22 protein-coding genes and 1 tRNA gene are annotated in these 25,150 nt (G+C 35.7%); 8 read left to right on the forward strand and 15 right to left on the reverse strand.

Annotation, left to right across the window (positions count from 1 at the left end; translation table 11 throughout):
- The first annotated feature begins 114 nt into the window (after positions 1 to 114).
- Complete coding sequence (locus tag DK865_RS10415) at positions 115 to 330, forward strand: DUF465 domain-containing protein (protein WP_023581560.1); 216 nt, start codon at positions 115 to 117, stop codon at positions 328 to 330.
- Between the two features lie 111 nt (positions 331 to 441).
- Positions 442 to 681 carry a YecH family metal-binding protein gene (locus DK865_RS10420; RefSeq protein ID WP_023581559.1) on the forward strand — a complete coding sequence of 80 codons (240 nt, stop codon included), beginning with the start codon at positions 442 to 444 and terminating at the stop codon, positions 679 to 681.
- A gap of 121 nt (positions 682 to 802) precedes the next feature.
- On the opposite strand, the gene DK865_RS10425 is transcribed toward DK865_RS10420, so the two are convergent.
- Positions 803 to 1,048 (reverse strand): DinI-like family protein, encoded by a 246-nt coding sequence (locus tag DK865_RS10425; RefSeq protein WP_036912479.1) that lies wholly within the window; start codon positions 1,046 to 1,048, stop codon positions 803 to 805.
- A 177-nt stretch (positions 1,049 to 1,225) separates the two neighbouring features.
- Between DK865_RS10425 and DK865_RS10430 the strand changes: the two genes are divergently transcribed.
- Positions 1,226 to 1,576 (forward strand): nitrous oxide-stimulated promoter family protein, encoded by a 351-nt coding sequence (locus tag DK865_RS10430; protein ID WP_109391876.1) that lies wholly within the window; start codon positions 1,226 to 1,228, stop codon positions 1,574 to 1,576.
- On the opposite strand, the gene DK865_RS10435 is transcribed toward DK865_RS10430, so the two are convergent.
- Together DK865_RS10435 and DK865_RS10440 are read right to left on the reverse strand one after the other, a co-directional pair.
- On the reverse strand, positions 1,554 to 2,111 hold the full coding sequence (locus DK865_RS10435; RefSeq protein WP_109391877.1) for a GNAT family N-acetyltransferase: 558 nt from the start codon (positions 2,109 to 2,111) through the stop codon (positions 1,554 to 1,556). The two genes, DK865_RS10430 and DK865_RS10435, sit on opposite strands and share 23 nt — an antisense overlap.
- Before the next feature lie 81 nt (positions 2,112 to 2,192).
- A complete protein-coding gene (locus tag DK865_RS10440; protein ID WP_228407766.1) occupies positions 2,193 to 2,708 on the reverse strand; it encodes a bactofilin family protein in 516 nt (171 codons plus the stop codon).
- Positions 2,709 to 3,889: 1,181 nt separating this feature from the next.
- Here DK865_RS10440 and DK865_RS10445 point away from each other — a divergent pair.
- Both DK865_RS10445 and DK865_RS10450 read left to right on the forward strand, forming a co-directional pair.
- Complete coding sequence (locus DK865_RS10445; protein WP_109391879.1) at positions 3,890 to 4,726, forward strand: helix-turn-helix transcriptional regulator; 837 nt, start codon at positions 3,890 to 3,892, stop codon at positions 4,724 to 4,726.
- Between the two features lie 84 nt (positions 4,727 to 4,810).
- Complete coding sequence (locus DK865_RS10450; protein ID WP_228407767.1) at positions 4,811 to 5,686, forward strand: T3SS regulon anti-activator ExsD domain-containing protein; 876 nt, start codon at positions 4,811 to 4,813, stop codon at positions 5,684 to 5,686.
- Between the two features lie 59 nt (positions 5,687 to 5,745).
- Here the strand turns inward: DK865_RS10450 and DK865_RS10455 are convergent, their stop codons facing one another.
- Together DK865_RS10455 and DK865_RS10460 are read right to left on the reverse strand one after the other, a co-directional pair.
- Positions 5,746 to 8,448, reverse strand: coding sequence for a sugar transporter (locus DK865_RS10455; protein WP_109391881.1), 2,703 nt, complete (start codon positions 8,446 to 8,448; stop codon positions 5,746 to 5,748).
- Between the two features lie 5 nt (positions 8,449 to 8,453).
- Positions 8,454 to 8,957, reverse strand: coding sequence for a hypothetical protein (locus DK865_RS10460; RefSeq protein ID WP_228407768.1), 504 nt, complete (start codon positions 8,955 to 8,957; stop codon positions 8,454 to 8,456).
- Positions 8,958 to 9,396: 439 nt separating this feature from the next.
- Here DK865_RS10460 and DK865_RS10465 point away from each other — a divergent pair, with 439 nt between their 5' ends.
- The 3 genes from DK865_RS10465 to DK865_RS10475 all read left to right on the forward strand — a co-directional run bounded on the left by DK865_RS10465 (position 9,397) and on the right by DK865_RS10475 (position 11,177).
- On the forward strand, positions 9,397 to 9,945 hold the full coding sequence (locus DK865_RS10465) for an NADPH-dependent FMN reductase (RefSeq protein ID WP_023581550.1): 549 nt from the start codon (positions 9,397 to 9,399) through the stop codon (positions 9,943 to 9,945).
- 506 nt (positions 9,946 to 10,451) lie between these two features.
- On the forward strand, positions 10,452 to 10,661 hold the full coding sequence (locus DK865_RS10470; protein ID WP_023581549.1) for a sigma-S stabilization anti-adapter protein IraP: 210 nt from the start codon (positions 10,452 to 10,454) through the stop codon (positions 10,659 to 10,661).
- A 312-nt stretch (positions 10,662 to 10,973) separates the two neighbouring features.
- Complete coding sequence (locus tag DK865_RS10475) at positions 10,974 to 11,177, forward strand: hypothetical protein (protein WP_109391883.1); 204 nt, start codon at positions 10,974 to 10,976, stop codon at positions 11,175 to 11,177.
- Between the two features lie 394 nt (positions 11,178 to 11,571).
- On the opposite strand, the gene DK865_RS10480 is transcribed toward DK865_RS10475, so the two are convergent.
- The 10 genes from DK865_RS10480 to recJ form a co-directional block, all read right to left on the reverse strand.
- On the reverse strand, positions 11,572 to 13,122 hold the full coding sequence (locus DK865_RS10480) for a methyl-accepting chemotaxis protein (protein ID WP_023581547.1): 1,551 nt from the start codon (positions 13,120 to 13,122) through the stop codon (positions 11,572 to 11,574).
- Positions 13,123 to 13,462: 340 nt separating this feature from the next.
- The gene (locus DK865_RS10485; RefSeq protein WP_100159075.1) at positions 13,463 to 13,945 is read right to left on the reverse strand and encodes a GNAT family N-acetyltransferase; all 483 of its coding nucleotides are present in this window, start codon (positions 13,943 to 13,945) and stop codon (positions 13,463 to 13,465) included.
- A gap of 726 nt (positions 13,946 to 14,671) precedes the next feature.
- Positions 14,672 to 15,769 carry a hypothetical protein gene (locus DK865_RS10495; RefSeq protein ID WP_109391885.1) on the reverse strand — a complete coding sequence of 366 codons (1,098 nt, stop codon included), beginning with the start codon at positions 15,767 to 15,769 and terminating at the stop codon, positions 14,672 to 14,674.
- A gap of 84 nt (positions 15,770 to 15,853) precedes the next feature.
- Positions 15,854 to 16,342, reverse strand: a complete 489-nt coding sequence (locus tag DK865_RS10500; RefSeq protein WP_109391886.1) for a hypothetical protein — start codon at positions 16,340 to 16,342, stop codon at positions 15,854 to 15,856.
- A gap of 363 nt (positions 16,343 to 16,705) precedes the next feature.
- On the reverse strand, positions 16,706 to 17,206 hold the full coding sequence (locus DK865_RS10510; protein WP_109391888.1) for a hypothetical protein: 501 nt from the start codon (positions 17,204 to 17,206) through the stop codon (positions 16,706 to 16,708).
- Between the two features lie 1,474 nt (positions 17,207 to 18,680).
- Positions 18,681 to 20,273: a site-specific integrase gene (locus tag DK865_RS10515; RefSeq protein WP_109391889.1), complete on the reverse strand. Its 1,593-nt coding sequence runs from the start codon at positions 20,271 to 20,273 to the stop codon at positions 18,681 to 18,683.
- Positions 20,274 to 20,362: 89 nt separating this feature from the next.
- Positions 20,363 to 20,436, reverse strand: a tRNA-Gly gene (locus DK865_RS10520).
- Between the two features lie 180 nt (positions 20,437 to 20,616).
- Positions 20,617 to 22,131 (reverse strand): lysine--tRNA ligase, encoded by a 1,515-nt coding sequence (gene lysS / locus DK865_RS10525; RefSeq protein ID WP_023581545.1) that lies wholly within the window; start codon positions 22,129 to 22,131, stop codon positions 20,617 to 20,619.
- An 8-nt stretch (positions 22,132 to 22,139) separates the two neighbouring features.
- Positions 22,140 to 23,238, reverse strand: a protein-coding gene (gene prfB / locus DK865_RS10530; protein ID WP_098942229.1) for a peptide chain release factor 2 whose coding sequence is annotated in 2 segments (ribosomal slippage) — positions 22,140 to 23,162 and positions 23,164 to 23,238 — 1,098 coding nt in all. Because the reading frame shifts where the segments join, the coding sequence is not laid out codon by codon here.
- 170 nt (positions 23,239 to 23,408) lie between these two features.
- Positions 23,409 to 25,142 carry a single-stranded-DNA-specific exonuclease RecJ gene (recJ, locus tag DK865_RS10535; RefSeq protein ID WP_109391890.1) on the reverse strand — a complete coding sequence of 578 codons (1,734 nt, stop codon included), beginning with the start codon at positions 25,140 to 25,142 and terminating at the stop codon, positions 23,409 to 23,411.
- Between the last annotated feature and the right edge of the window lie 8 nt (positions 25,143 to 25,150).

A 25,150-nucleotide genomic window follows, 5' to 3' on the forward strand; every position in this document is an offset into this window, starting at 1 on the left:
AAAAGAAAAATCACGTTTTTTCATGAAATGTAAATTTGTGATACATCACCATGCAGATAAGCTATCTATGATTATACTGAAATAGAGACCCAATTTCTTTTCATAGGAGGTTATATGTTCTCAGATCAACAAGCCCTTGTTTCTCAATTAAGAAATAGTGATCCTCGCTTTGAAGCTCTCTACGATAAACACCATCGACTCGATCAAGAAATTGCTAAATTAGAAGGCCCCAACGGAGCTGGTTATAACGATGAAGTTGCCAAACTAAAAAAAGAAAAGCTTCATCTTAAAGATGAAATGCAAAAAATACTTCAACGAAGTGAAAAATAAAGCGCTTTTTAAGCGATGATATAATGTCATCGCTTTTTATGATTAAAAACAAAGATACCGCCCCATAAAGATGCATAATGAATATATCTTTAATTTCTTAGGGGGCTCCATATGTCATCAATACATGGTCATGAAGTTTTGCAAATGATCCTTTCTTCAGAGACGGCATTTACTAAAACATCGCTGATTGATGCTATCCATAAACAATTCGGCAATGACTCACGTTTTCATACTTGCTCAGCTGAAAATATGACAGCAACTGAATTAGTTGATTTTTTAGAAAGGAAAGGTAAATTTATTCCAGCAGAGGGGGGATTTACAACGAGTGAGAATAAGATTTGTCATCATTGATAGATATACCGTTTTAAAGCTCGATTGCCAGTGATTTCCTTTTCTATGTCATTGGCTTTTTATATAAACAAATAAAAAGCCAATTCGTTCTGACAATCGTGATTACTTTATTGACTGCATTCTATTCATCGTCTGTTTGCAACCAACCATCATCTTCCCAAACACTCTGAATGAGTTCCATTATGTGTTCATGCTTAGTTTCATCTTTTATGCCCGTAACTTGAATCGAATTCATGCTACTAAAGGCAATACGAAACTGCATATCTGGATATTCTGGAATGATCTTTTTTCTCAGTTCGTGTTCTAAGAGCGGAAATAATGAGTCAGATATCTTAGATTGTTTATTAAATAAAATTTCCACACGCATTGGTTTCACCATTTAAAGGCAAATAAACTGTATATAAATACAGTAGTATATTCCAAGAAAAAAGAAAAGTCTTTTTGAAAAATTTTTTATCATTACACATGAAATAATATTTTAGCGTCTCTATCGGCTAAATGATAAGATGCATATGAAATACAATATAAGCCAAGAGAGAAAGATATGTCAGGAAAAAGAATAAATCGTGAGAAAAAAACCATTCAAAAAATGGTTCACCTTTATGCTCATTCGCATCCTGAAGCTGACTCAGATTATTATCAACAATTAATCAACTATTCCTATAACCGATTAGATAAATGTCGTTATGGTGAAGATAAACCAGCTTGTAAACAATGCCCTATTCATTGTTATCAGCCCGCTAAACGAGAAGCGATGAAAAAAATCATGCGTTGGGCGGGTCCACGAATGTTAATTTACCATCCGATCTTAGCAATACGCCATCTTATTGATGATAAAAAGCCTGTTCCTCCACTTCCTGAAAAAAAGCGTTCTATACGTTCGACTGAAAAGTAAATTCGGATTTCTTCAAACGGTATAAAACATGCTCAGCTAGAGGATGTGTTTTATCTAATGCTGGATGAAAGAAATGATCAGATTGATGCATACCGAGTTTTTGCATTACACCTTGAGAGGGAAGATTTGAAACTGCGGTGAAAGCAACTACTTCCTCTAACCCCAACGTCTCAAAAGCAAATTTAAATACAGCTAAAGCCGCCTCATAGGTATAACCTTTTCGCCAAAACCTTTTTGCAATCCGCCAACCAATTTCTACGCAGGGATTAAATGGCAAAGGTGCCGTTGGAATATTTAACCCAACAAAACCAATAAACTCTTGAGTCTCTTTTAATTCAACTGCCCACATTCCCCATCCATTTTGTTGAATAAATTTTTCACGGATAGTCTCAACCATATTATCACTTTCTAATTGAGATAAAATGCAAGGAAAATAACGCATCACTTCAGATGAAGCGTTTATTTCAGAAAAAAATGGCGCTTTATCACTTTCACGCCATTCTCTTAGGTGTAGTCTGGGAGTCTCTAAATTCATCGTTATTCTCTGTTTCTATAAAATTAAGACAATAGCGATAAAATAGAGTAAGCAACGAACAATGAAAAGAAAATTGATGCTTTATTTTTTATTTTCTTTTAGTTGGTTTTCTACTGGTGCAATAACTTTATCTTTATTTGCATTAGAGCTTTCTTTTATTGAGACAACGCGTTGTTGAGCAACCGATTTGGCTTGATGTTCAACTTGCTCTGATTGCCCAGTAAAAATACCGCCACGTTTAATAGACATACTGCCACAACGGCTAGTACCACGTAACTCACCATGTTCTAAGATATCTAAATTATTTGCAGCGCAGATACCTTTTACAAAACCATCAATAATAATATCAGGTGCGGTTAATTCGCCTTCAACTTGCCCTGCATGCATAACACGAATAACGCCATCTTTAACATTAATATTGCCCGCGACTTTCCCCCAAATTTGGATATCGCCTTCCACATTAATATCGCCCTGGAATACCGTTCCTTTTGCAATAATCGTGTATAGTTTTTGCTCTGGCATCGGTTTTTTCTCTTCTGTTATTACTGGTGCAACAGGCTCTGCTGCTTTTGGTGTTTCAGTTTTACGACTAAACATAGCGGTTTTTTTTAACCTCAACGTCATAGAATAAATAGTAATGCTAAAAATTAGGATTAGAATAATCAAAAATTCACCAGCCATCTGATAACGCCAAAAGGCAATTAAGGCAAGAGTCCAAATTATCCATATCCCGCTGAATATAATATTTCGCAGTGTTCGCTTATTCTCCATAATTAGCTATATCCTTACCTCCCTGACAATAAATACACTTATGCATTCACCATTCTAATAAATAGATGGCAAGTATAATGCCAGTAATAAGCCTATTATTACCTTTTAGTTTTTTGATTTGTTCCTAGAGTAAAATAAAATTTAATTAAATTAAGAGATAAAACTGACTATTTTAATAATCTACGTTTAATGTGAATAAATCGTGATAATCCTCAGTTTATTTAGATAAATATTTTTCATTAAAAATTAACATATTACACCTCGCCCCCATATTTTGATGAAAATTCATTCAAAAAAATTCAGCATCTAGAATTGAATTTATTTAAACTTTAGCCAAAAAATAAGAGATCTTCATCACAATAGTAATAGAAAAAAAAGGTGAAAAATAAAGCAGACAAGCCATTTTTTATGTACTATTTTTTGATTTTATAAATTATATTATATGTCAACAGCAAAATGGTAACCAATGTTAATATAACGGATGTTTTTTATTTTTATTTTTTCGATTTTTATCTTTCTTTATATTTTTATTTCACACTCATATCTTTAATATATTTATAACAATTGGTTTCCATATTTATTACGATTTAGTATTTATAATAAAATTTGCATTTTAAATGCATTTACTATTTTTTTACACTGTAAAGAAAAAAAACAAGATCAACTATTTGTTATATATGAAATTTATTTAACTCAACATAAAGCGTAAATGATTAATTACATTAATACTCATACTATTACTAAACTCCTTACAGAAAAAACTCATTATATTTAATTTCTTTTTGCAATTTATAAAGAATATCATTAAATTAACAAAATGACTTATCTTAAATTAGTAAAATAAAATGCAATGCCTAATATCTAAAAAAAAACCACATCAAATTAAAGAAAATAGTCTCTTTTTTATTTTTAATAACACTCAATAATAAAGAAGTGTTTTTATAAATATTCTGATATTTAAATTTATAAAAATGCAGTGATACTTATATAATAATTTTGGGCGAAAAATGAATACATTACAGTGTGACAAAACCGAACGATATGATTGTGCTATTCAAAAAAGATCTTATTTTTATCCACAATACCAAATACTAGAAAATGAACGAAAGGCGATTTTTCTTATTCGAAAGAATGCACTGACATTACAAAATTGTACTGACACAGTGACAACTAACGAAAATCAAGTTCTTTTCCTACAACAAGGTAGCTATACAATAAAAACACTCGGTGCAGAGCCTACCGATATTATTTATATCCCTCTTTCTGATGACTTCTTAAGAAATTTCATGTCTAAGTACAACGATATCTTGTGCCAAATAGAAAGAGATGAAGAGTTTTCTAATGCCTTTATTTGTTTTCAAAACTCACCTCTTATTCAGTTTTGTAGTAATGGTTTTGAGTATCTTACTGTTCAGTCTTGTCCTGAAACTTTTACACAATTACGTATCGAAGAGCTTTTAATTCTATTACTTTCAACTGAACAAGGCTCTGACTTAATGGCGTTATTGCGCCAGCTTAGCCATCGTCAAGTTGACCGCTTAAAGATTTTTATGGAAAAAAACCATTTAAAAAATTGGAAGCTTAAACAATTTGCTCGAGAATTTGGAATGGGGCTAACAACGTTTAAAGAACTTTTTAATCATGTTTATGGTACTTCACCAAGAACATGGATCTGTGAAAGGCGGATTATTTACGCACACCAATTGCTACTGAACACTGAAATGAGTATTGTCGATATTTCAATGGAGTCAGGCTTTTCAAGCCAATCATACTTTACACAAAGCTATCACCGTCGTTTTAATATGACACCAAGTAAAGCGAGAAATCTCAGATCAAAATTATAAAAAATCCGACCGAATATCATAATATCTAAAAGCCATTCATAGTTAGAATGTTTAAAATTTATTCTTATGAGTGAGCTCTATATCGTGATCAAAAAAAATAAGCATACCCCACAAGCCCATTATTATGACTATTTGGCTTTATTAAAAAAAATGATGGCAAATAACGATAAAGAAACTGTAGATAAGTTGTTTGATCTACAGTTTTCTTTCCGTTCAAATGAAAATATCGTTACTGCATGCGATGTTAATGAACAACAAATAAAAATACTGACTCGTGTTTTATGTCGTGAAAGTTTAGATAATTTATTACAGTCGGCTTGGTTTTTGCGAAAAAAATACTGTTTTGTTAATATCACTAAAGAAGAAATTCGTGATATTGTTGACGTGGCTCGTTCATTTCATACGCAACAAGCACATTCTACTTTAACACCAATGGATTGGGATAAATCCTTGAGAGCCACTGTCAATATCAATGAACATATGCGCTTAATTCAAGCTGTTATAAAGCCTCTATTTATTTACTGGGTTCAGCATCTTACCCCTCAACTATTCACACTTTATGAAACCCAAAGAGAGCTAGAGTCTCAAATTAAGCAGTGTGAAAATATTAAGTCATTCGAAAGTAAACAGCTATCAAATACCAGTGATTCTTTTTTATCTTTAGATGACATCAATATCAAACTAAACTCAGATAAAGTCCGATTAATTGTGATTAATGATCTACTACAAAAAGACATCACATTACTTTTAGAGAGTTGGAAAAATGAACCTGTCTTTAATATTGAAATTAATAACACTCTAGATTATATCCAAGGAGTCACCCCACGCTCAGAATTGATAAAACCGCTATGGGCGATTTTAAACAGCATTCCAGAACATCCTGAAAATTGTCAAAAATTAAAAGATTGGCTACTAGAAAGAGAACTTTGTTTAAAAAACGATGAATTTTTATGGCGATAATAAAATTTCAGCTCTTCTCTAAATAAAAAGAGAAGAGCTGATGTTAACTTTTCATTATTCTATTTTATATCTAAGATTTCAATTGTCACGATAGACATGGATTCTGGAGGCACTTGCCCTGGAACACCATTTTTTCCATAACCACCACCTGGTTTTATATAAATTTTAGCTTTACCATTGATACCTGCTTTGGCAATGAAGGTATTCAATGGTAGTGGTAATTGACGATAAGGTAAGATAAGAGGCTTAGCTTTATCATAATTAATCGTCACCGTGCCATCCGTTAGCTCTTCATGCATAGTGAAGACAACTGTTTTACCTGCAATTGATGTAACGGGTTTACCTTGTTTTAAAATTTTAAAATAGGTATTGTCGTCATATTGCACGTAATTTTGTTTTTGGATCTCAGATAAAATGGATTTATTACGCTGGGCATTATCTTTTCCAATAATCGAATAAGCATAAGCAAGTTGCCCAGCAATCATTTGCCCTTCGCCCGCCATTTTCTCAAGCTGCTCTTTTAGCGTTTTATTTTCTTTTAAAATATTACTAGTGTCTGTATTAACTTTCGCTAATTCTGCATCTTTTGCTTTTATTTGCTCATTTAATTTAGCAATAGATTCTGTTTGCTGTTGTTTTAATGTACTAATTTGCTGTGTGCTTTCTGTATTTTGTTTTTCTAATTGTACTTTTGCCTCAGCTAATTGAGCACTCAATTTATCTGTTGTATTTTGCTTTTCAGTGAGTTGTTTTTCTAGCAATGCTAACGTTTTCTCACTTTCTGTTTTGCTCGTGGTGACTTGCGCTAATGCGATATTATTCTCTTTAAATTGTGTATCTAATGTTTGATATTTATTCGATAGCTCACTTTGCGCTTTCTCTAACTTAGCTATCAGGTTATTTTTATCCGTAATTAAATTATCAACGGCTTTTTCACCAGCAGATAAACTCTTCTTCAAGTCAGCTAATTCAGTTATTTTATTATCTAACTGTGATTGTAATTCTGGAATTGCTTTTAGTTTTTCATCCGTCTGCTCTTTTTGTTGTTGGGCAGCTAAAAGCGATTTATTAAGCTGAATTTGTTCCTGATTACTTTTTTCAACTTGTGTTTGTAATTGTGCTATTTCTTTACGTTGTTCCTCAACAAGTTTGCGATTAGCATCTTGTTGCTTTTCTGCTTCTGCGACTTTTAGTGCGAGTTCTTTAGATAAATCTTCACGTTCTGATGTGATCTTCAATAATGTGCTTTGTAATTTATCTATCTCTTTTTTCGCAGAGTCATCTTTTAGCAAAAGTTGAGCCTGTGCAAATTGAGTCTGCACATCGTCTTTCTCTTTCTTTATTGTCGCTAATTGATTTTGTACATCTGTGAGTTGTTTAGTTAATTTATCTTGCTCCGCCGTTATTGTTGATAACGAATTTTCTAATGTTGCTATCTCTTTATTTTTTGCGGCTTCTAAATTAGCTAATTCTTGTTCTTTTTGCTTATTGTTACCATTTAACAATTGCTGAGCTTCAACATACTGAGCTTGCAGCGCTTCCTTTTCTTGTTCAATTTTAGCGAGCAGTGCCTGCTTTTCATTTAATTGGCTAATTAACTTCTCTTGCTCTACTTTTATGCTTTCAAATGAATTTTGTAATCTATCAATCTCTTTTTTGGCGCTATCATCTTTTAACAGAACCTGAGCCTGTTGATACTGAGATTGTAATTGCTCTTTTTCTTGCTCTAGCTGAGTATATTTCGCCTCTAACGTTTTAAGTATTTCTGCTTGCTTTTCAAAATCTTGTTGCTGTTTTACTAACTCTGTATTTTTTACCGTTGTTGCCTGTAATACGTTCTCTTTTTCAGCTAATTGCTGAACGAATAAGTCACGCTCTTTTGTTATTGTTTCTAAATCGCTTTGTAACTTGGCAACAGCCTGTTTTAACGTGTCATCAGTCAGTAAGTTGTTCGCCGTAGCTAATTTTTCTTCTGTTTCAGCCAGCGTTAATTCGAGTTGTTTAATTTGGTTATTTGCATTTTGAAGTTTTTCTAAATGCGCTTTTGTTATAGCTACCTGCTCAGTGTATTTCTGATAAAGCGTTTGGTATTTATTTCTCGTATCGGCTAAACGATTTAATAGCGTTTTATTAAAAAGAGGCTGTTTATGATCGAGAACTGAACGATTGAACTGATATGCAAAGTGAAAAGGAATGGCCGTAACAGAATAAAATGTTCCTGGAATAATATCTAACAAGACGTTGTCATTACGCTGAGGCCTTGCATAACTTTCTTTTGAATAAAGCGCTAATGGGTTATAAATCGTTGCATTATCTCTGTAACTATAACGATTAAGATCCTCTGGCGTAAATTGCGGTTTAATCGGAATAAATGAAAGCAACGGTGTTAAATAACGAGTGTAATCACTCTTTAATTTTGAGTAATTAACAGGTAATACAGGGCAATTTTCTGCCAACGTGATATCAGGAGTCTTAACAGGTTCGACTACCTGATTATCTGTTTTTGCTGGCGTAGAAGGTTTAACTCGTTGCTCTGGTTTTGTTTGTTGAGTTACTGTTGCGGTGCGGTTTACTCCACGATTAGCCTGACTGGTTCTCGTTGACGATGAAATTGTAGCAGATGTTTTAGGCTCAATTTTAATTGGCTCTTGCGTTTCAAAATAACGGTCAAAATCTTCAATAACAGAATTAAACTCATTATTGGCAAACGATAGTGTTGGAAACAGCATAAAAGCGAGACAAACACTCTGCTTTAATTTCATAGTAATTATTCACCTAATTTTTTTAATGTCGAATTAACGGACATAATCGACAAATAGCGAACTTTTGCACATAAAACTTCTGTTTTTGATTCAATACTCATTTTTAATAAATCTAAACTATCTTTACTGGCTGTGCTTTGAACACTACGGTACATCGCATTGATTTCGCTAATTTCTTTAAATGAGCTCATCATTGATTGATAGTCAGATGGAGAAAAAGTTTTCAAAGAATCAAGTTGTTTGATACAAGCGCTTTGCGGTGCTAGCCCCAATTTTCTTGCATCTACACCACTATCAGCAGGCTCTGCTGCGGGTGCCATAGAAAGCGGTTGTGCAACTGCCACTGGTTGAGTTGCTGCTACAGGCTGAGTTGTTGCTACTGGCTGTGTAGTTTGAGCTGGCGTTTCAATTGGACGAGTGTGATCAGTCCACGCACACCCAGATAGGGCGAGGACGCTGGTTGCCATAAATACAGCGAGAACATTCTTTTTATTTTGTAATAAGGACATCATTTTTCCTTAATTCCGATCAGTCTTAAATAAGAGCATATGAGTTGTCGCATTTTAAGCCATTTTATTATAATTTTCTATTACCTACTGCATACTAAATAAATAGGCTAACACCCTTGGTTGCAATGAGTGTTCCTATCATTTCATTTGTTTTTTCTTAAAATACTACTTACATCACACTAAATACATCGGATCTTGAATATCGGATTTATTTAGTAAAAATGTTGTCATATCAACTGATCGTTTTTTATATATCTGGAATAATACCAGATAATAATAAAAATAATAATACTAATTTTATCATTTATTTACGTAATTTACGTGTAAAAAATACGCTTATATTTTGTTGCTGTTTTTTAATACTGTGGATAAAATCAATTAATGAATATCTAATATAGGCATTGATATTCATTTTATCCTTCGAAATAGGAGAACTAAAATGAGCCATTTTAAAATTGGTATCGTTGTCGGCAGTTTAAGAAAAGATTCGTTTAATAAACAAACAGCACATGCCTTAATTAAGTTATTTCCTAAAGAATTTACCTGTCAGTTTATCGATATTGGTGCACTTCCTCTCTATAACCAAGACGATGACAGTCACACGCCTTCTTCTGTTATCGATTTCAAGCAACAAATAAAAACGTGCCAAGGTATCATCTTTGTTACACCTGAATATAACCGTTCAATACCTGGCGCGCTTAAAAATGCGATTGACCAAGCCTCTCGCCCTTATGGAACAAATGCTTGGGATAAAATTCCCGCCGGTATTATTGGTGTTTCAACTGGTAATATTAGTACAGCAATAGCTCAACAGCATTTACGTAATTCGTTAGCTTTCCTGAATATGCCAACCTTAAATCAACCAGAATGTTATCTAAAATGGTATGACGGAATGGTTGAGAATGGGCAATTTTCAGAAAAAACAGCAAATTTTATGCAAAACTGGGTTGATGCCTACGTTGCGTTTGTGAAGCAAAATAATCAGTAATCAAATAAACTAAAAAAGAGTTTTATGTGAAAAACATAAGCTCTTTTTCTTTTTTTATTCAAGTTAATGTAATTTATTTGGTTATAATATCTCTACGGACAAATAAAATTTTAATATTTCATAGATAAAAATTAACAATATTCTTGTTCAGTTCAGCATTCGATAAAATAAGACAAAAATAGACTATCTTTAAAAGATATATTTTTTATTACAATTAAAAAATTTGTTTATTATACAACCAAAAAAATAAAGAAATTTAAATGAAATCAGACTTAAGATCAAATTTAATCATTATCTTATTCGGTCTAAAGCCAGTGAATATCAATAAAACCTCAACCTACTGCAACCTATAAAAATTACAATTTGATAATTATTTTTAATAATTTATATTAGATTAGAGTATTAACCATAATGTGCGATACATCTCTAAATAATATGCTTCGATAATTGTGATAAACAAAAAAATTACCTATATTACTCATCCATTAAATACTGGCAGGTAAATCATGGATAAAAATTTAAAAGAAATTGAATGCGAAGTTGCTGCTCTAAAAATTGTTATCAAATCTTTACTTTCCACACTGAGTGATAAACAACGAAGGGATATGTTGGGCAATATATCTATCGTGCTTGAGGATACATCGAACAAATACCCTCAGCTCAATGAAGTTATTAACTTAACTGAACAATATGTGAAGAAGCTGACTCAAGCCTAATGGAAACGATATTCGCTATTGTTATTAAAATTACACCCTAATTTTTATAGGGTGCTAATAGCATCCTATTGATTATTTTATATAGGATATACCAGCATTTTCCTTTCATTAGTACAACACTAAGTTAAATTTACTGAGCATCTATTCCCCCACATCTCAAATATTCTCATATTTACTGTTCTAATGAAAAAATGCGATAATTTTATATATTCTTTTATCAATTTAATTTTTTCTTGGATTTAATTAAACAATTAATTAATATGAAAAATAATTTATCACACAGCAATAAATTATCGTGTTTTTGAGGATCTTATGGATAAAAAAGTTGTCAATATAGAGTATGAAATAGCGGCAGTAAAAGTAATTTTGAAAGCCTTATTATTGACTTTGACAGATAAACAAAAAGAAATAGCGATCCACGATATAAATAAAACCGTCAATGAAGCTTATATCAATCATCCTCAATACCAAGATGTTATAAGCAAGACACACCAGTATATAAAAAAAATGCTCTAAACATTGAAGACACATTTACAGTCCTCTTTCTTTATTATTTATATTAGCGAGGATTTATACCTACACCTTTAAAAAATAAAATTGCTTCAAGCTTTAACATAATCAATGATTGATTGACTATGAAAGTTAAAATAGAAAGTGTTTTTTAATTGATTGAGTATAAACGAAATAACATTATATTTATGGCTGACTTAATTTGGATAATCATTCTCTGTTTCTCACGAGAAAATTCATAAACTATTGCTGTTTCAATACTCAATCAATGACTAAATGACACGGGTTTCTACGTTTAAATAAAAACAAGAATAAGAAAAATGGAAACTTTAGGTTTATTATGCGCCTAACGAGTAAAAACTTACCACTTTAGACACACACTTTATAAAATTTTTCTATATCAACGATGAGCAAGATTGAATTTTTGTACCGATAACTGTAATTCTTCAGTTTGTCTTTCTAATGAAATGGCAGCCGCTGAAACTTGTTCAACTAAAGAGGCATTCTGTTGTGTTACACCATCCATTTGAGTAATAGCCACACTCACTTGACCAATGCCTTTGCTTTGTTCTTCAGATGCAATAGTGATTTCTTTCATTATTGACGTTACCTGTTTAACTCCTGTCAAAATGTCTTCCATCGTTTTTTCCATATCAGTGACTAATCGAGCACCTTTTTTTACACGCGTTGTAGAATCAGCAATAAGAACTTCAATCTCTTTAGCTGCCTTGGCACTATCTCCGGCTAAATTACGCACTTCATTAGCGACAACCATAAATCCTCGACCATGAGCACCAGCCCTTGCCGCTTCTACGGATGCATTTAAAGCAAGTATATTGGTTTGAAATGCAATGTTATTAATGACATTGATGATATCTGCAATCTTACTTGAACTATTAGAGATCCCATCCATTGTTGTGACAACCGATTCCGCTAATTCATTGCCTTTTTCTACGGTCACTGATGCAATTTCAGCTAATTCTCTCGCTTGATAGGCATGTTCCATATTCTGAGTCACAGCGGCTGTTATCTCTTCCATACTTGCAGCTGTTTGCTCTAATGCCGTTGCTTGCTCTTCTGTACGAGAAGCCAAATCGTTATTTCCTTTCGCAATTTCAGATGCACCACGATAAATACTGTCACTTCCCATCCGGATTGTACTTACCGCTTCATGCAAATTATTCTGCATATCATTTAATAATGGTATTAATCGCCCAGCGCAGTTATTCCCAAAAGGCTCTAATGGCTGACTCAGATCACCTTCGGTAATTTTCACAAAATGTTGTCGAATACTTTCAAGTGGTTTTTGTAACATTGCCACTAAATAGCGATCAGTGAGGAACAGAATAATCCCTCCTAAGATAGCACTTATAATAATAACAATTTGTGTCACTTCAATAAGCTCATTCACCTCTTCAATTGTTCTATCAATTTTTATATTTGCGACATTATTAAAGTTTTCACTCACATTACCTAATTCACGACTCAACGCAGGTGTTACATTTTTTGCATGATGTTGATATTGCTCGATAGTGCCATTGAGCGCCAATTCCATCTGCTTTTTTACTCCTTGCTCAAAAAGTGCTTGCCATACATCCATCAACTCTTTTGATACTTTTGCATCCATTGGCCCAGGAGAAACAGATTTCATATACATAATCTGTTTTTCCATATTTTCCATCGCCAGTTGTGCTTGTGTAAAATCGACGTCTTTGCCTTCTGCTTTCTCCTCAATGAGACGATTTAATCGAGAAGTAAATCGAAAATACTGATCATTTCCCTGACTGAGTGCAGCCATTTGTTTTATTATTTGATTATCAGATTGGTTGCCTTCAGATATTTGTGATAATGACCATGCGCTATAAAGACTGACACTGCCAAATAACACACATAAAATCCCCAGAATGATCGCCATCATCAGACGAATAGTAATGTTACGAAGTTTCTGCATCGAATTTCCCAACTAACAAGATAAAGTAAGCCCAATAGAGCGTAATGTACTCTTATCGACACTTTTTCAATTTATTTTAATTTTTTACTAAAGTTTTTTATAAATTGATTTTTTATTTTCCATACATAAAAGGAGTTAGATGAAAGAAGCAAAAATGTTACTTATATATCATTTTTTATAATTTAATATAAAAAAAATAAAACCATTTAAAATCATACTGTTGATATAATGATTGCGATAAGAACAAATAAGGATAGTTAAAGAAAAAATAGTTGAAGATAAAATAGAAAGGATATACATAAGGCGATAAAAACAACTCGCCTATTTAATAGGAATAGAATTAAACAACTCTATTTTTATCTGAAAATAATCTGAAGCGCTGAAAGCTAATATCATCAAAACAAACTTCCCCATCAGGTTTAAATCCATAACGAGAAACTGTTTTGGCTACCCTCCTTGAATGAGGAAGTAAAATTGTGATGCTTTCAATCTTCATTTCATCAAATGCTCTACGAATAATCTCAGCATAAATTATTTTACCTACTCCCCAGAAGTTGGGATGAAGAACTAAGGCAAGATCTGCATCATCTCCTTCTTTCTGAAGCCCACCCCATCCAGCAAATACACCATCAATAACAAATGCCCAAGGGCCATATCCATTATCGTTCCATTGAGAATCTTTCTCTTTTGCCCATAAAATACTTTTTTCAATATCAAAATTAGGGCTACCCAGAGGCATTTGTCGTAAAACCGCAGGATGATTATTGAGTTCTACAATATGTAAGGGATCTATCTGTGAGAGTTTTTTAAACTCTAAATGCATATAATTTCCTTAGTTAAATTGTATGTTAAGTAAAGAATACTAATATCCTAACCTTATGCTGATAAAAGCACACCAAACCATATCATTTTATTATGCCTTCAATTCAATTTATAAAAACAAATTATGCACATCAATGTATTGTATCGATTTGGTAATATAGAAATACGTTATATCGTCGTTTAGATGAATTCCAATATAGTCACAAATTTGGAAAATAATGTATTTATAAAGGTTGGGAGATAAGTTGGCAGGTTATTTGGAGCGGGCGAAGGGAATCGAAGTATCGCTTGTAACCTATTGTTTCTTAAGTCTTGAGTAGTCCTAATGGTTACAGCTATAGTTACACATAGTAAGACTCATTGTCAATAAGCTTTAAGTCAATAGCTTTAAGTGGGTAGGGCTTCTTGTGGTGCTTAAAGTGGGGCTATGGGGACTTTTGGTATCTACTTTATATTAGGAGAGACCTCAGATTTTTGTTATAAAAACAATTGGTCTCTAGACCCTAGGTCTCCATCTATTACTTAAGCATAACGTCTGTAAAGCTTCCTACAGTCTCTAAAGCTGTAAGGCTTATAATCCCACAGACTGATAGAGTTAATAAAGTGACGTAGACTACAAGCCTGATTAGACTATAAGTTAACATCTTTTTGTCTTCCATCTGCATAGACTTATAGTCTCCTTGTGGTTGTAGAGCCAGAAGACTCATGGTCTCCTGACTTTAGGTCATTACTTAGTGAATGTAATGTTGGTGACTACTGGTAAGATAGCATCAGCTTTATGAACACCATCTTTAATCTGTGTAGAAGCTTCATTAAGGATATACATTTTAGCGATAACCTCTAACACGAAAGCTTGACGGTCTGTATCACGAGTTAAGATAGTAGTAAACCATTCATTGTCTACTTTAGGTGGAGCGAAGCTAAGACCTGTAAATGCTTTAGGCATCAGGAATACACCTTTGTCTTCACCATTGTAAGAACAGTAATCAGTCCCTAGCATTTCCTCTAGACCATCTTCACCGCCAAAGCCTGAACGTCGAGCCACAGAGACTAAAGCTTTCACTAGGTCTTCATGAATAACTAAACCGTATTCGTTGACCTCAGAGCCTAAAGCTGAATCAGTAGCTTCTGTGATAGCGTCTAAGATGTCTTGACCTTTATCAAAGAGTTTACCCTCAAGTTTACCACCATCAACCTTACGGACTAACTTAGAGTCTGCCAACTGACCAGCAACCTTTGAGTTGATATCCTTTAAGATATTGTCAATGATGTTAGTCATATCACCAACTAGGGTTGCATGAGTAAAGCCTGACTCTACCTTGAAGTCATACAACGGAATGCTGTAAGACAATAAGATAGCCTTATTAGATGGTTCTGTCATGATTTCACTGCCAGCCATAGCTTTAGCTTTCTGTGGTTTAGTCCAGTCTCCACTTGTAGCAGTAACTACAGTACGGTCATTAAATAGATGACGAATAATAGGAGTAGGGACATCGGTACGATTAGGTAAGAACTCTACAGGGAATACAGAATTGACTGATTGTGTATCGTCTTTAATAGCATTGAGTCCTTGACGTAAAGTAGACTCTAAGGTCTTAGCGTAGATAGCTGGAGACTTAGCAGGCTCAATACTATGGTACTCAGGACTATCAGAAGCCCAAGCAAAGCCTGTAGTCTCTTCACGGAAAGTCATAGACTCAGTGTGGACTACTTTATCATTAGGAGCTTTATATTGAGACCCTAAGTTGGTTCCATCTTGTAGCTCATTAAGGTTTGCTGTAGCTGTTACTTTAGATACTTCTAGTTGTACGTTATTGCTTGACATATATTATTATCCTTCTTTGTATATAATTAGTTATAGGTAGACTCATAGCTTAGAGTCCACCAGCTTATAGTTTCTTAGCTGCTATTAATCCTCAGCCCAATTGATATCGCCTAGACCAGCTAGGACATCAGCTTTAGAACGACCAATATTCGAGCCAGCTTGTCGGATTAACTCGCTTTGCTTACGTAGATATTGTTTACGTTCCTCAGCTTGAGCTTTCTCTTTAGCCCATTGCTCAGGAGTCTTATTGAGCTCCTTAAAGCGTTCCTCTTGTTGTTCACGCATACGTTGTGCTTGAGCTAACTCTTTAGCTTCTTGTACCTTGTAGGCTTCATAAGCTTTAAGTACAGGGACGTCAAAGAATGCTTTAAGTACTACTCCAGCTTCGACCAATTGCTTTAACAGGTTGATGACAGCCGAGGAGTTAGGCGATAGGTTATTAACATAAGCAGGGATAAGGGTCTTCATAGCTAACGATAAAGGATAAGAGACACCATCTAGCTTTACAGTGTTGCTATAGGTATCAATGTCAGTGACTTCTAGTTGCCAACTGTGGTTATCAAATAAACTCATAATATTAATATCTCCTTCTTGAGAGGTTGTTTATAGTGTTAAGAACTATCGGTCACCTAATTACTTAGGGTCTCTCCGCATCAGTCATTCTCAAGTAGGTAGATGTAGGCGAAATAACTTAGAGTCTTTACATAAAGTCTCTTATAATCACTCAGCTACATTTAAAAGATTCAGGAATTGAGGCTTACTTTTCGCGTACAGCCATCTTAATATCGACCATCATGTTGATTAATGTGTCTCTGGTGTACTTTGGTCTAGAGTCGTCAAGAGGTGGGAGACCTAAAGCTTTGACTATATGCTCAGTTCTCCAGCCTCTATAACGTAAGATTAGTTTGCCTCTTGGGGTCTTAGGGTCTACTAGCATTAGTCTAGACCTCCGAGTGTTCTACGGTTAAGACGTCTTAGAGCTACGCTACGGTCTTCTTTCTCTGTGGCATTAGGTTTGTACTCTAGACAGGCTTTATGCTTAGTTAAGAAGTCTGTAGTGGTTTCCTTAGCTTGACTCAAGGTAGTAGCTTTAGACACTTGTTCGATAGTGTTGATAGCTTCTTCTAAGATGGTCAATACTTTGACACCTAACTGTAAGTCATAGCTCATAGCTAAGGCTCCAGCGACTTTAGGGTCTAGCATATAAGTAGAGACTTCTCTTTCGACACTTCTATTGATACCACTAAAGACAGAAAAGTGACTTTTCATTTTGAAAAGTGACTCTGCGTCAAAACTCTTTTCTAGCTTACGAATCATATTGTTTTTCTGCTTACCTAAAGCAGTGGCTAATTCGCCAATCTCAATGCGTCCTTCACCCGATTTAATGGCACGAGTTAAGAAAGCTTCTTGATTAGAAGTAATAGTGTTAGTAGACATATTGTTGATTTCCTTTTGTTTGCATCCTGAAGTCACACCCTATAAGCCTACTCAAGACCCCAACAATAGGGAGACTTACAGGCAACAAGATGCAAACAGAATGACTTGAGTTAATGATATGGTCTTGTGATAGACACTTGGTTTGATAATGGTTGGACAGAAAAGTCACTCCGCATTTATTGCGGGATGGGATAACCTACTGACCGCATTTATTGCGGGTAGTCATTCAGCTCAGATTTGAGCCCACCTATAATAAAGATAATAATAATAAAGTAAGTGATAAAACCTAGAGTCCTAAACCCTAGTCAAGACCCTAAGCCTTACCACCTCTTTAACTTGAAGTTCCTATAGGCCTTCAAACTACAGGAACACACGTAGGACAGCCTCAGACAGCCTATAGTCCAACACATAAAGGAAACCTATTGTCAGGTAGATAGTCTCCTCTATGGGTCTTTCTATGGGCTTATCTTCTTCCGTCTCTATACCCAGTGAACAATAACTATGAGTCTTCCTACATACCCGATAGTTTGAGAAGACCAATATATCCATGGTCTCCCTATAGTGTGGGTTAATTGAAGTGACTGATATATAAGACTTTATTTGAGGGCTAAAGTGGAGACTTTAGGCTATAAAGACCCAATGTTGGGAGACCAATTGTTACAAGGAGATTACTGTTAGGGCTTTGAGTCTCAGACTGAAGCTTTGACTTTAAGTTATGATTGATATTAATAATATAATTATAATCATATACCTTAAGTCCTTACAGCTGTGAGACTCTAAGTCCATCTATGGTCTACTACTTGATAGTTTATTAATCATTATAGTTAGTTACTATCTTATGGGTCTTTTATAACCTAGAGTCTCAAACCTAAAGTCTAACTTTGAGTTTCCGCCCTGTTGTCTTATATATATAAAAGATACTATGTGGTTCTTCATCTACCCTACTCTGTATTCCACTAAAGAAGACTCAATTGAGCCGTGTGGTGTCTGTAGTTTCCCGCCCTGAAAGGAAAGGTAGATTACGTTAATGATAAGCTTTGAGACCATTAATTTAGTTGGACTCCATTTCATGAGTCTGGTTCGTGTCTATACTGGTTTCCAATCCGTGTATAAGTGACCACTAAAAGTCAAAGCAATGAATGTGAATGAGTGTGTAGGAGGTTTCTTCTTTATTGGTTGTCTCCCTATAGTGTGGGTTAATTAATGTTATTGATATATAAGGACTTTATTTCCACCCTAGAGTAGCTACTTTTAGTCTTTCTGAGGGTCTAGGACTCAAGGTTTGCCTATACATTAAGTGTAGGCACAAGGTCAAGACTCAAGGTTGCCTATACAATAACCTTTAAGTATCAATGGTCTACATAATGTCCTATCAATTGGTGATAGCTTGTATTCATTAACTAGGACAGCCTATAACATTGTTGTATACCCTTATAATAACCTTTAAGTATCAATGGTCTACAGAGGTGCCTCTCTATTGATGAGAGACAAAAACCTCCTCCAGCACAACCCTAAGTCTCTCTACCTCTACTTCTTTAGCATATCTATCATAAGTAATAGACCCAGAGCTGTGCCCCAATAGAGCTTGAGCATACGCTAGTTGGACTCCATGCTGTTTCAATTGAGTCGCTACAGTATGTCTAAAGGAGTGAAACGCTAGACCCTCACGGTTAGGAATGACTTTAGGTAACAAGGTTCTATTAAACCATTTACTTACCTGTTCACCATAACCATTCTTCATCAACCGTAGACCCTCAAAGACCATAGCCTCATCACCTAGAGTCTCCCTCCTCTTGTCTACAAGCTTTAGGAACTCACCTAATACAAAACCATAGGCACCATCAACCAGAGGCACACAGCGGTCACTATGGACATTCTTAATACTCTTACCCTCTAGGCTTCTATCATCTTCATTAATATGAATATAGACAGTTCCCTCCTCAGTCTTCTTAATGTCCTTGACTTGAAGCTGTGCTACCTCATTGAGTCTCGCCCCAGTAATAGAAGCTAAGAGAGGAACATAGTAATGATATGGTCTACCTGTGGTCTTCTGTGAATAGTCTTTAGCTGAAGAGACCAATAGCTTCACCTGTTCAGGACTAAAGGCTTTACGGTCATTAGAGGCTTTATGTTGTGGGACTTTAAGCTCTAGACCCTCAGTCATATTCTTATCTACTAGACCATTCTTTAAAGCCCACTTGAATAGAGCTGACAACTTAACAAGATAATTATTATTGATAGTCACTACATCAAGGCAATCATCCTTATTGTCTCTAGACAGTAGGTCTGCTAAAGGTGTTCCCTTAAAGCGTTGCTTACGGTTCTTAGGTAAGACTTGAAGTGTATCCCTAACCTTAAGCATATCTGCTCTAGTAGCCTTATTGATATCATCACCAATACACAGATAATCGAATATCTCAGCTAAGACCTCATGAGAAGCTTTATTATCTCTTAAGGTTGATGGCTTCCAGTTCTGGCTATGCTCAGCCTCATAGAGAGCTATAAGAGACGATAAGGTTAGGGCTTCAGGTTTATGAGCTTCAGGTGTAGAGACTTGAGGTGGACTTACAGATAGAGACAAAGAGTCACCTACCTTTGAGTCTAAGGCTTTAAGATACCCTAGGAGACCAGAGCTATCACCTCTAAGTCTGCTTTGGCTGGCTTTAAGTACACCTATTACATCATTAATATATTTGTGTTGTGTAGCAGTGAGACTCTCTGTGGCTATAGCTTCCCTTAAGGTTGCTATGGTCTCATCGTATTGGTCTACATAAAGCTGATAAGCCATAGGGTCTACCATATCTTCACGTCTGACACTAAGCTCCCACTCTACGATAGTCTTTAGGTGTTCTCTAAGCTCCTCGTAGGAGACATTAGGTCTATCTGCATAGATTTCTTTAAGTGCTGACTTGATGTGTCTAGAGTTAGCCATAGCAGTCCGTCTATCCTTAGTCTTAAGTGATAATGATGTTAGTTTATATTGATTGTATAGCTTAACTCTCATACGTATATAGTAGACACCATTACGTTGATAAAGGTAAGTACTAAGAGGAAAGGAATTAAGCATTGAGTCTACCCTATTTAGTCACACTATTGGTTACAGTTGTTGAGACTGCAAGTAGTATTCCTTTAGGATTCAATACTTAAGATACTGCATGGAGCGGGCGAAGGGAATCGAACCCTCGTATAGAGCTTGGGAAGCTCTCGTTCTACCATTGAACTACGCCCGCGATTGATTTTTCTGATTATACGCCTCCTTGATTGAACAACAATCCCCCCTCTTATTCAAATGATTATTTATTCACCATAAAAATCGTAATTACTTGTTTTTAAAAACAATAAAGCCACCTTTCGGTGGCTTTATAACTATATTGGTATTCGTTAATTAAGAAATTTATTTAGAATAACAATTATTTATTTGGGCGCATTGCCGGGAATAAAATAACATCGCGAATAGTATGGCTGTCCGTAAATAACATCACCATACGGTCAATACCAATACCTAAACCCGCTGTTGGCGGTAAACCATGTTCTAATGCCGTGATATAGTCATGGTCGAAGAACATCGCTTCTGCATCACCCGCTTCTTTTTGGCGAACTTGATCTTCAAAACGCTCTGCTTGGTCTTGTGCATCATTAAGTTCTGAGAAACCATTACCAATTTCACGACCACCAATAAAGAATTCGAAGCGGTCAGTGATAAATGGATTATCATCGTTACGACGAGCCAGTGGAGAAACCTCTGCTGGGTATTCAATAATGAAAGTTGGTTGAATTAAGTGGCTTTCTGCAACTTCTTCAAAAATTTCACACTGAACACGACCTAATCCCCAGCTTTTCTCAATCTTAATACCAATAGATTGAGCAATAGCAACCGCTTTATCCATATCATCAAGATCAGCCATTGCAGTTTCTGGGCGATATTTGCAGATAGCTTCTTTCATAGTTAATTTGGCAAATGGTTTACCAAAATCAAACTCTTGATCACCATATTTTACTAATGAAGAACCCAGTACATTTTCAGTTAATGTACGGAATAATTCTTCCGTTAATTCAATTAGGTCGCGGTAATCTGCATATGCCATATAGAGTTCCATCATGGTGAACTCTGGGTTATGACGTGGTGATACACCTTCATTACGGAAGTTGCGGTTGATTTCGAATACGCGATCAAAACCACCGACAACTAAACGTTTTAAATATAACTCAGGTGCAATACGCAGATACATATCAATATCTAACGCATTATGATGAGTAATAAACGGACGCGCACTTGCTCCACCAGGAATGGTTTGCATCATCGGCGTTTCAACTTCCATAAAACCTTTATTCACCATAAATTGACGGATACCCGCCATAACTTGTGAACGAATTTGGAAAGTTTTACGCGATTCTTCATTAGAGATCAGATCTAAATAACGCTGACGATAACGCATTTCTTGGTCAGCTAAACCGTGGAATTTATCCGGTAATGGGCGCAGTGCTTTAGTTAATAAACGCACTTCTGTACAGTGAACACTTAATTCACCCGTTTTCGTTTTGAAAACACGACCACGAGCACCTAAGATATCGCCCAGATCCCATTTTTTAAATTGCTCGTTATAGATACCTTCTGGTAAATCATCACGAGAAACATAAAGCTGAATACGGCCCCCCATGTCTTGCAATGTAGCGAAAGATGCCTTGCCCATAATACGGCGAGTCATCATACGACCTGCAATAGAAACTTCCACATTCGCTGCTTCTAACTCTTCTGCACTCATTGCATCATACTTTTGATGTAATTCGTTAGACAGAGAATCTCTGCGGAAATCATTTGGGAATGCGTTACCATTATCACGTAAAGCGGATAATTTTTCGCGGCGTGTTTGCAGTTCGTTATTTAAATCAGGTGCCTGCTCCGCACCTTGTTGCTGTTGCGACATGTTTTTCCTCACAGGCCCGCTTTTAAGCTAGCTTCAATAAATTTATCAAGATCACCGTCTAATACTGCTTGTGTATTACGCGTTTCCACACCAGTACGTAAATCTTTAATACGTGAATCATCAAGAACATAAGAGCGAATTTGACTACCCCAGCCAATATCGGACTTGTTATCTTCCATTACTTGCTTGTCTGCATTTTTCTTCTGCATTTCCAGCTCGTATAACTTCGCTTTCATCTGCTTCATTGCCTGATCTTTGTTCTTATGCTGAGAGCGATCGTTTTGGCATTGAGTGACAAGACCTGTTGGAACGTGGGTAATACGAACCGCAGATTCTGTTTTGTTAACGTGTTGTCCACCCGCACCTGAAGCACGATAAACGTCAATACGTAAATCCGCGGGGTTGATTTCAATATCAATATTGTCATCAACTTCAGGATAAATAAAGGCAGAGCTAAATGAGGTATGGCGACGGCCACCTGAGTCAAATGGACTTTTACGAACTAGGCGATGAACACCTGTTTCTGTACGTAACCAACCATAAGCGTACTCACCAATAATTTTGATAGTCGCTGATTTTAATCCTGCAACATCACCGTCAGATTCTTCAATAATTTCTGTTTTAAAGCCCCTTGATTCAGCCCAACGTAAGTACATGCGCATCAGCATACTTGCCCAATCTTGCGCTTCTGTACCACCAGAGCCGGCTTGTAAATCAAGGTAACAATCCGCACTGTCATATTCACCAGAGAACATACGACGGAATTCTAATTGCTCAAGCTTTTTATTCAAACCATCTAATTCAGCAATGGCTTCGTTAAATGTTTCTTCGTCATCAGCTTCAACCGCTAATTCAAGTAAACCAGAAACGTCTTCTAGTCCTTGATCTAACTGATCGATTGTTTCTACGATAGCCTCAAGAGATGAACGCTCTTTACCTAATGCTTGCGCCCTTTCTGGCTCATTCCATACATCAGGTTGTTCTAATTCAGCGTTAACTTCTTCTAAACGCTCTTTCTTGGCATCATAGTCAAAGATACCCCCTGAGAACATTTGTTCTTTCAGAGACTTCTTCTATTTGGTGTTTTACGGGGTTGATTTCAAACATACTTTTTCGTCTTTATGTTGTTTTCAAAAACAATTGGAATAAATTTTGAACCGCATATTGTAACGGATATATCAGCGGGTTTATAGCATTTATATACAATTGTCTATCAGATAGTTATTACCATAACAACGCGACTCTTTATATCACGCTAAATTGTTTAATTATTCGTGTTAACAAGGCCAAATGTGCTCAACAAGCAGTTGCGCATTACGTTGTCCTCTAAACTCATTGACATCTAATCGATAAGCTAACTCAACCGTTTTAATACTGTTATCAGGCCACATATTGATATCAACATTAAATGCAATTGCATCAATCATAAGATGACTATTTACTGGCTGAAGCATCATTTTTAAATGCTTACTACCCACAATACGTTGTTGTAACAGCGTAAATTTACCGTCAAATAAAGGTTCAGGAAAAGCTTGTCCCCAAGGACCGGCTTCTCTTAGCATTTCTGCAATAGGCAATGAAAGTTGATGCTCGGCGAGTTCACCATCCGATAAAATAACACCTTGCAACTGTTCATCAGAAACCAACTCTGCCATTAAAGACGAAAAATGGCGCTGAAATAACGGGAATTTATCTTCTTCAAGTGAAAGCCCAGCCGCCATTGCGTGCCCACCAAATTTCACCATCAAACCCGGATTTAATGTATTTAATCGTTCTAAGGCATCTCGAAGGTGAACGCCATGAATTGAACGACCCGAACCTTTTAACAGGCCATCACCGCTAGGTGCAAAAGCAATAACCGGACGATGCAATTTTTCTTTAATGCGAGACGCTAAAATCCCCACAACACCTTGGTGCCACTCTGGATGATAAATCGCTAAACCATTAGGTAAATCATGTTGCGTTCCCATAAATTGGCGGAAAATAATTGAAGCTTCTTCTTGCATACCCGCTTCAATTTCACGTCGAGTTTGATTTAATCCATCCAGTTCATTAGCAATTTCACGCGCAGAGCCAATATTGTCGGTTAAAAGTAAAGCGACGCCCACAGACATATCATCAAGGCGTCCTGCTGCATTTAAGCGAGGCCCTAAAGAGAAACCTAAATCGCTACTAACCAATTGAGAGAGCTCTTTACGAGAAACTTCCGTAAGTGCTTTTATCCCGACACAACAACGACCCGCTCTAATTCGGCGTAATCCTTCATAAACAAAAATACGGTTATTTTCATCAAGAGGAACAACATCTGCCACTGTGCCTAGTGCCACTAAATCGAGAAAATCAGCCATATTGGGGCGAGCTAAGTTTTGTTGCTCAAACCAGCCTTGTTTTTCTAATTCAGCTCTTAATGCCGTCATTAAATAAAAAGTAACACCCACACCGGCTAATGATTTAGATAAAAAAGAACAAGTTGTCAGGTTAGGATTAATAATTGCATCAGCGGCGGGTAAGGTTTGTCCCGGTAAATGGTGATCAGTCACGAGGACACGAATACCATATTCATGAGCCGTATCCACCCCATCAAAAGAGGATATTCCATTATCCACAGTGATAATGAGATCAGCCCCTTTTCTAGCAACGTCATGAACAACTTGAGGGCTTAAGCCATAACCATCATCAAAGCGATTAGGAATATGATAGCTAACCTGTTTAAATCCCATTTGGCGTAATGCTTTAATCGCAAGTGCGGTACTTGTTGCACCATCAGCATCAAAATCGCCGACAATAACAATGCGAGATTGTTGTTGTAATGCCTCAATCAGTAATGAAATTGCCGTTTCTATTCCTGTTAATGCTTGATAATGAAGTAAGCCTTTTAACGATCGTTCTAGTTGAACTTCAGATGTTATTCCTCGATTAGCATAAATTTGTCGTAATAAAGGATCTAAGTTATCCGGTAATTGAGTTACCTGTGCAATTCGACGACGCAGTGTCGGTTCAATAGTGACCATAAAACGTA

The sequence above is a fragment of the Proteus cibi genome (assembly GCF_003144405.1).
In the GTDB taxonomy this organism is placed as follows: Bacteria; Pseudomonadota; Gammaproteobacteria; order Enterobacterales; family Enterobacteriaceae; genus Proteus; species Proteus cibi.

Bases quoted from the DNA above. Each gene is read 5' to 3' on its own strand.
- DK865_RS10415 (WP_023581560.1), top strand. From the start codon at position 115: ATGTTCTCAGATCAACAAGCCCTTGTTTCTCAATTAAGAAATAGTGAT.
- DK865_RS10420 (WP_023581559.1), top strand. From the start codon at position 442: ATGTCATCAATACATGGTCATGAAGTTTTGCAAATGATCCTTTCTTCA.
- DK865_RS10425 (WP_036912479.1), bottom strand. From the start codon at position 1,048: ATGCGTGTGGAAATTTTATTTAATAAACAATCTAAGATATCTGACTCA.
- DK865_RS10430 (WP_109391876.1), top strand. From the start codon at position 1,226: ATGTCAGGAAAAAGAATAAATCGTGAGAAAAAAACCATTCAAAAAATG.
- DK865_RS10435 (WP_109391877.1), bottom strand. From the start codon at position 2,111: ATGAATTTAGAGACTCCCAGACTACACCTAAGAGAATGGCGTGAAAGT.
- DK865_RS10440 (WP_228407766.1), bottom strand. From the start codon at position 2,708: ATGTTTAGTCGTAAAACTGAAACACCAAAAGCAGCAGAGCCTGTTGCA.
- DK865_RS10445 (WP_109391879.1), top strand. From the start codon at position 3,890: ATGAATACATTACAGTGTGACAAAACCGAACGATATGATTGTGCTATT.
- DK865_RS10455 (WP_109391881.1), bottom strand. From the start codon at position 8,448: ATGAAATTAAAGCAGAGTGTTTGTCTCGCTTTTATGCTGTTTCCAACA.
- DK865_RS10460 (WP_228407768.1), bottom strand. From the start codon at position 8,957: ATGTCCTTATTACAAAATAAAAAGAATGTTCTCGCTGTATTTATGGCA.
- DK865_RS10465 (WP_023581550.1), top strand. From the start codon at position 9,397: ATGAGCCATTTTAAAATTGGTATCGTTGTCGGCAGTTTAAGAAAAGAT.
- DK865_RS10470 (WP_023581549.1), top strand. From the start codon at position 10,452: ATGGATAAAAATTTAAAAGAAATTGAATGCGAAGTTGCTGCTCTAAAA.
- DK865_RS10475 (WP_109391883.1), top strand. From the start codon at position 10,974: ATGGATAAAAAAGTTGTCAATATAGAGTATGAAATAGCGGCAGTAAAA.
- DK865_RS10480 (WP_023581547.1), bottom strand. From the start codon at position 13,122: ATGCAGAAACTTCGTAACATTACTATTCGTCTGATGATGGCGATCATT.
- DK865_RS10485 (WP_100159075.1), bottom strand. From the start codon at position 13,945: ATGCATTTAGAGTTTAAAAAACTCTCACAGATAGATCCCTTACATATT.
- DK865_RS10495 (WP_109391885.1), bottom strand. From the start codon at position 15,769: ATGTCAAGCAATAACGTACAACTAGAAGTATCTAAAGTAACAGCTACA.
- DK865_RS10500 (WP_109391886.1), bottom strand. From the start codon at position 16,342: ATGAGTTTATTTGATAACCACAGTTGGCAACTAGAAGTCACTGACATT.
- DK865_RS10510 (WP_109391888.1), bottom strand. From the start codon at position 17,206: ATGTCTACTAACACTATTACTTCTAATCAAGAAGCTTTCTTAACTCGT.
- DK865_RS10515 (WP_109391889.1), bottom strand. From the start codon at position 20,273: ATGCTTAATTCCTTTCCTCTTAGTACTTACCTTTATCAACGTAATGGT.
- lysS (WP_023581545.1), bottom strand. From the start codon at position 22,131: ATGTCGCAACAGCAACAAGGTGCGGAGCAGGCACCTGATTTAAATAAC.
- recJ (WP_109391890.1), bottom strand. From the start codon at position 25,142: ATGGTCACTATTGAACCGACACTGCGTCGTCGAATTGCACAGGTAACT.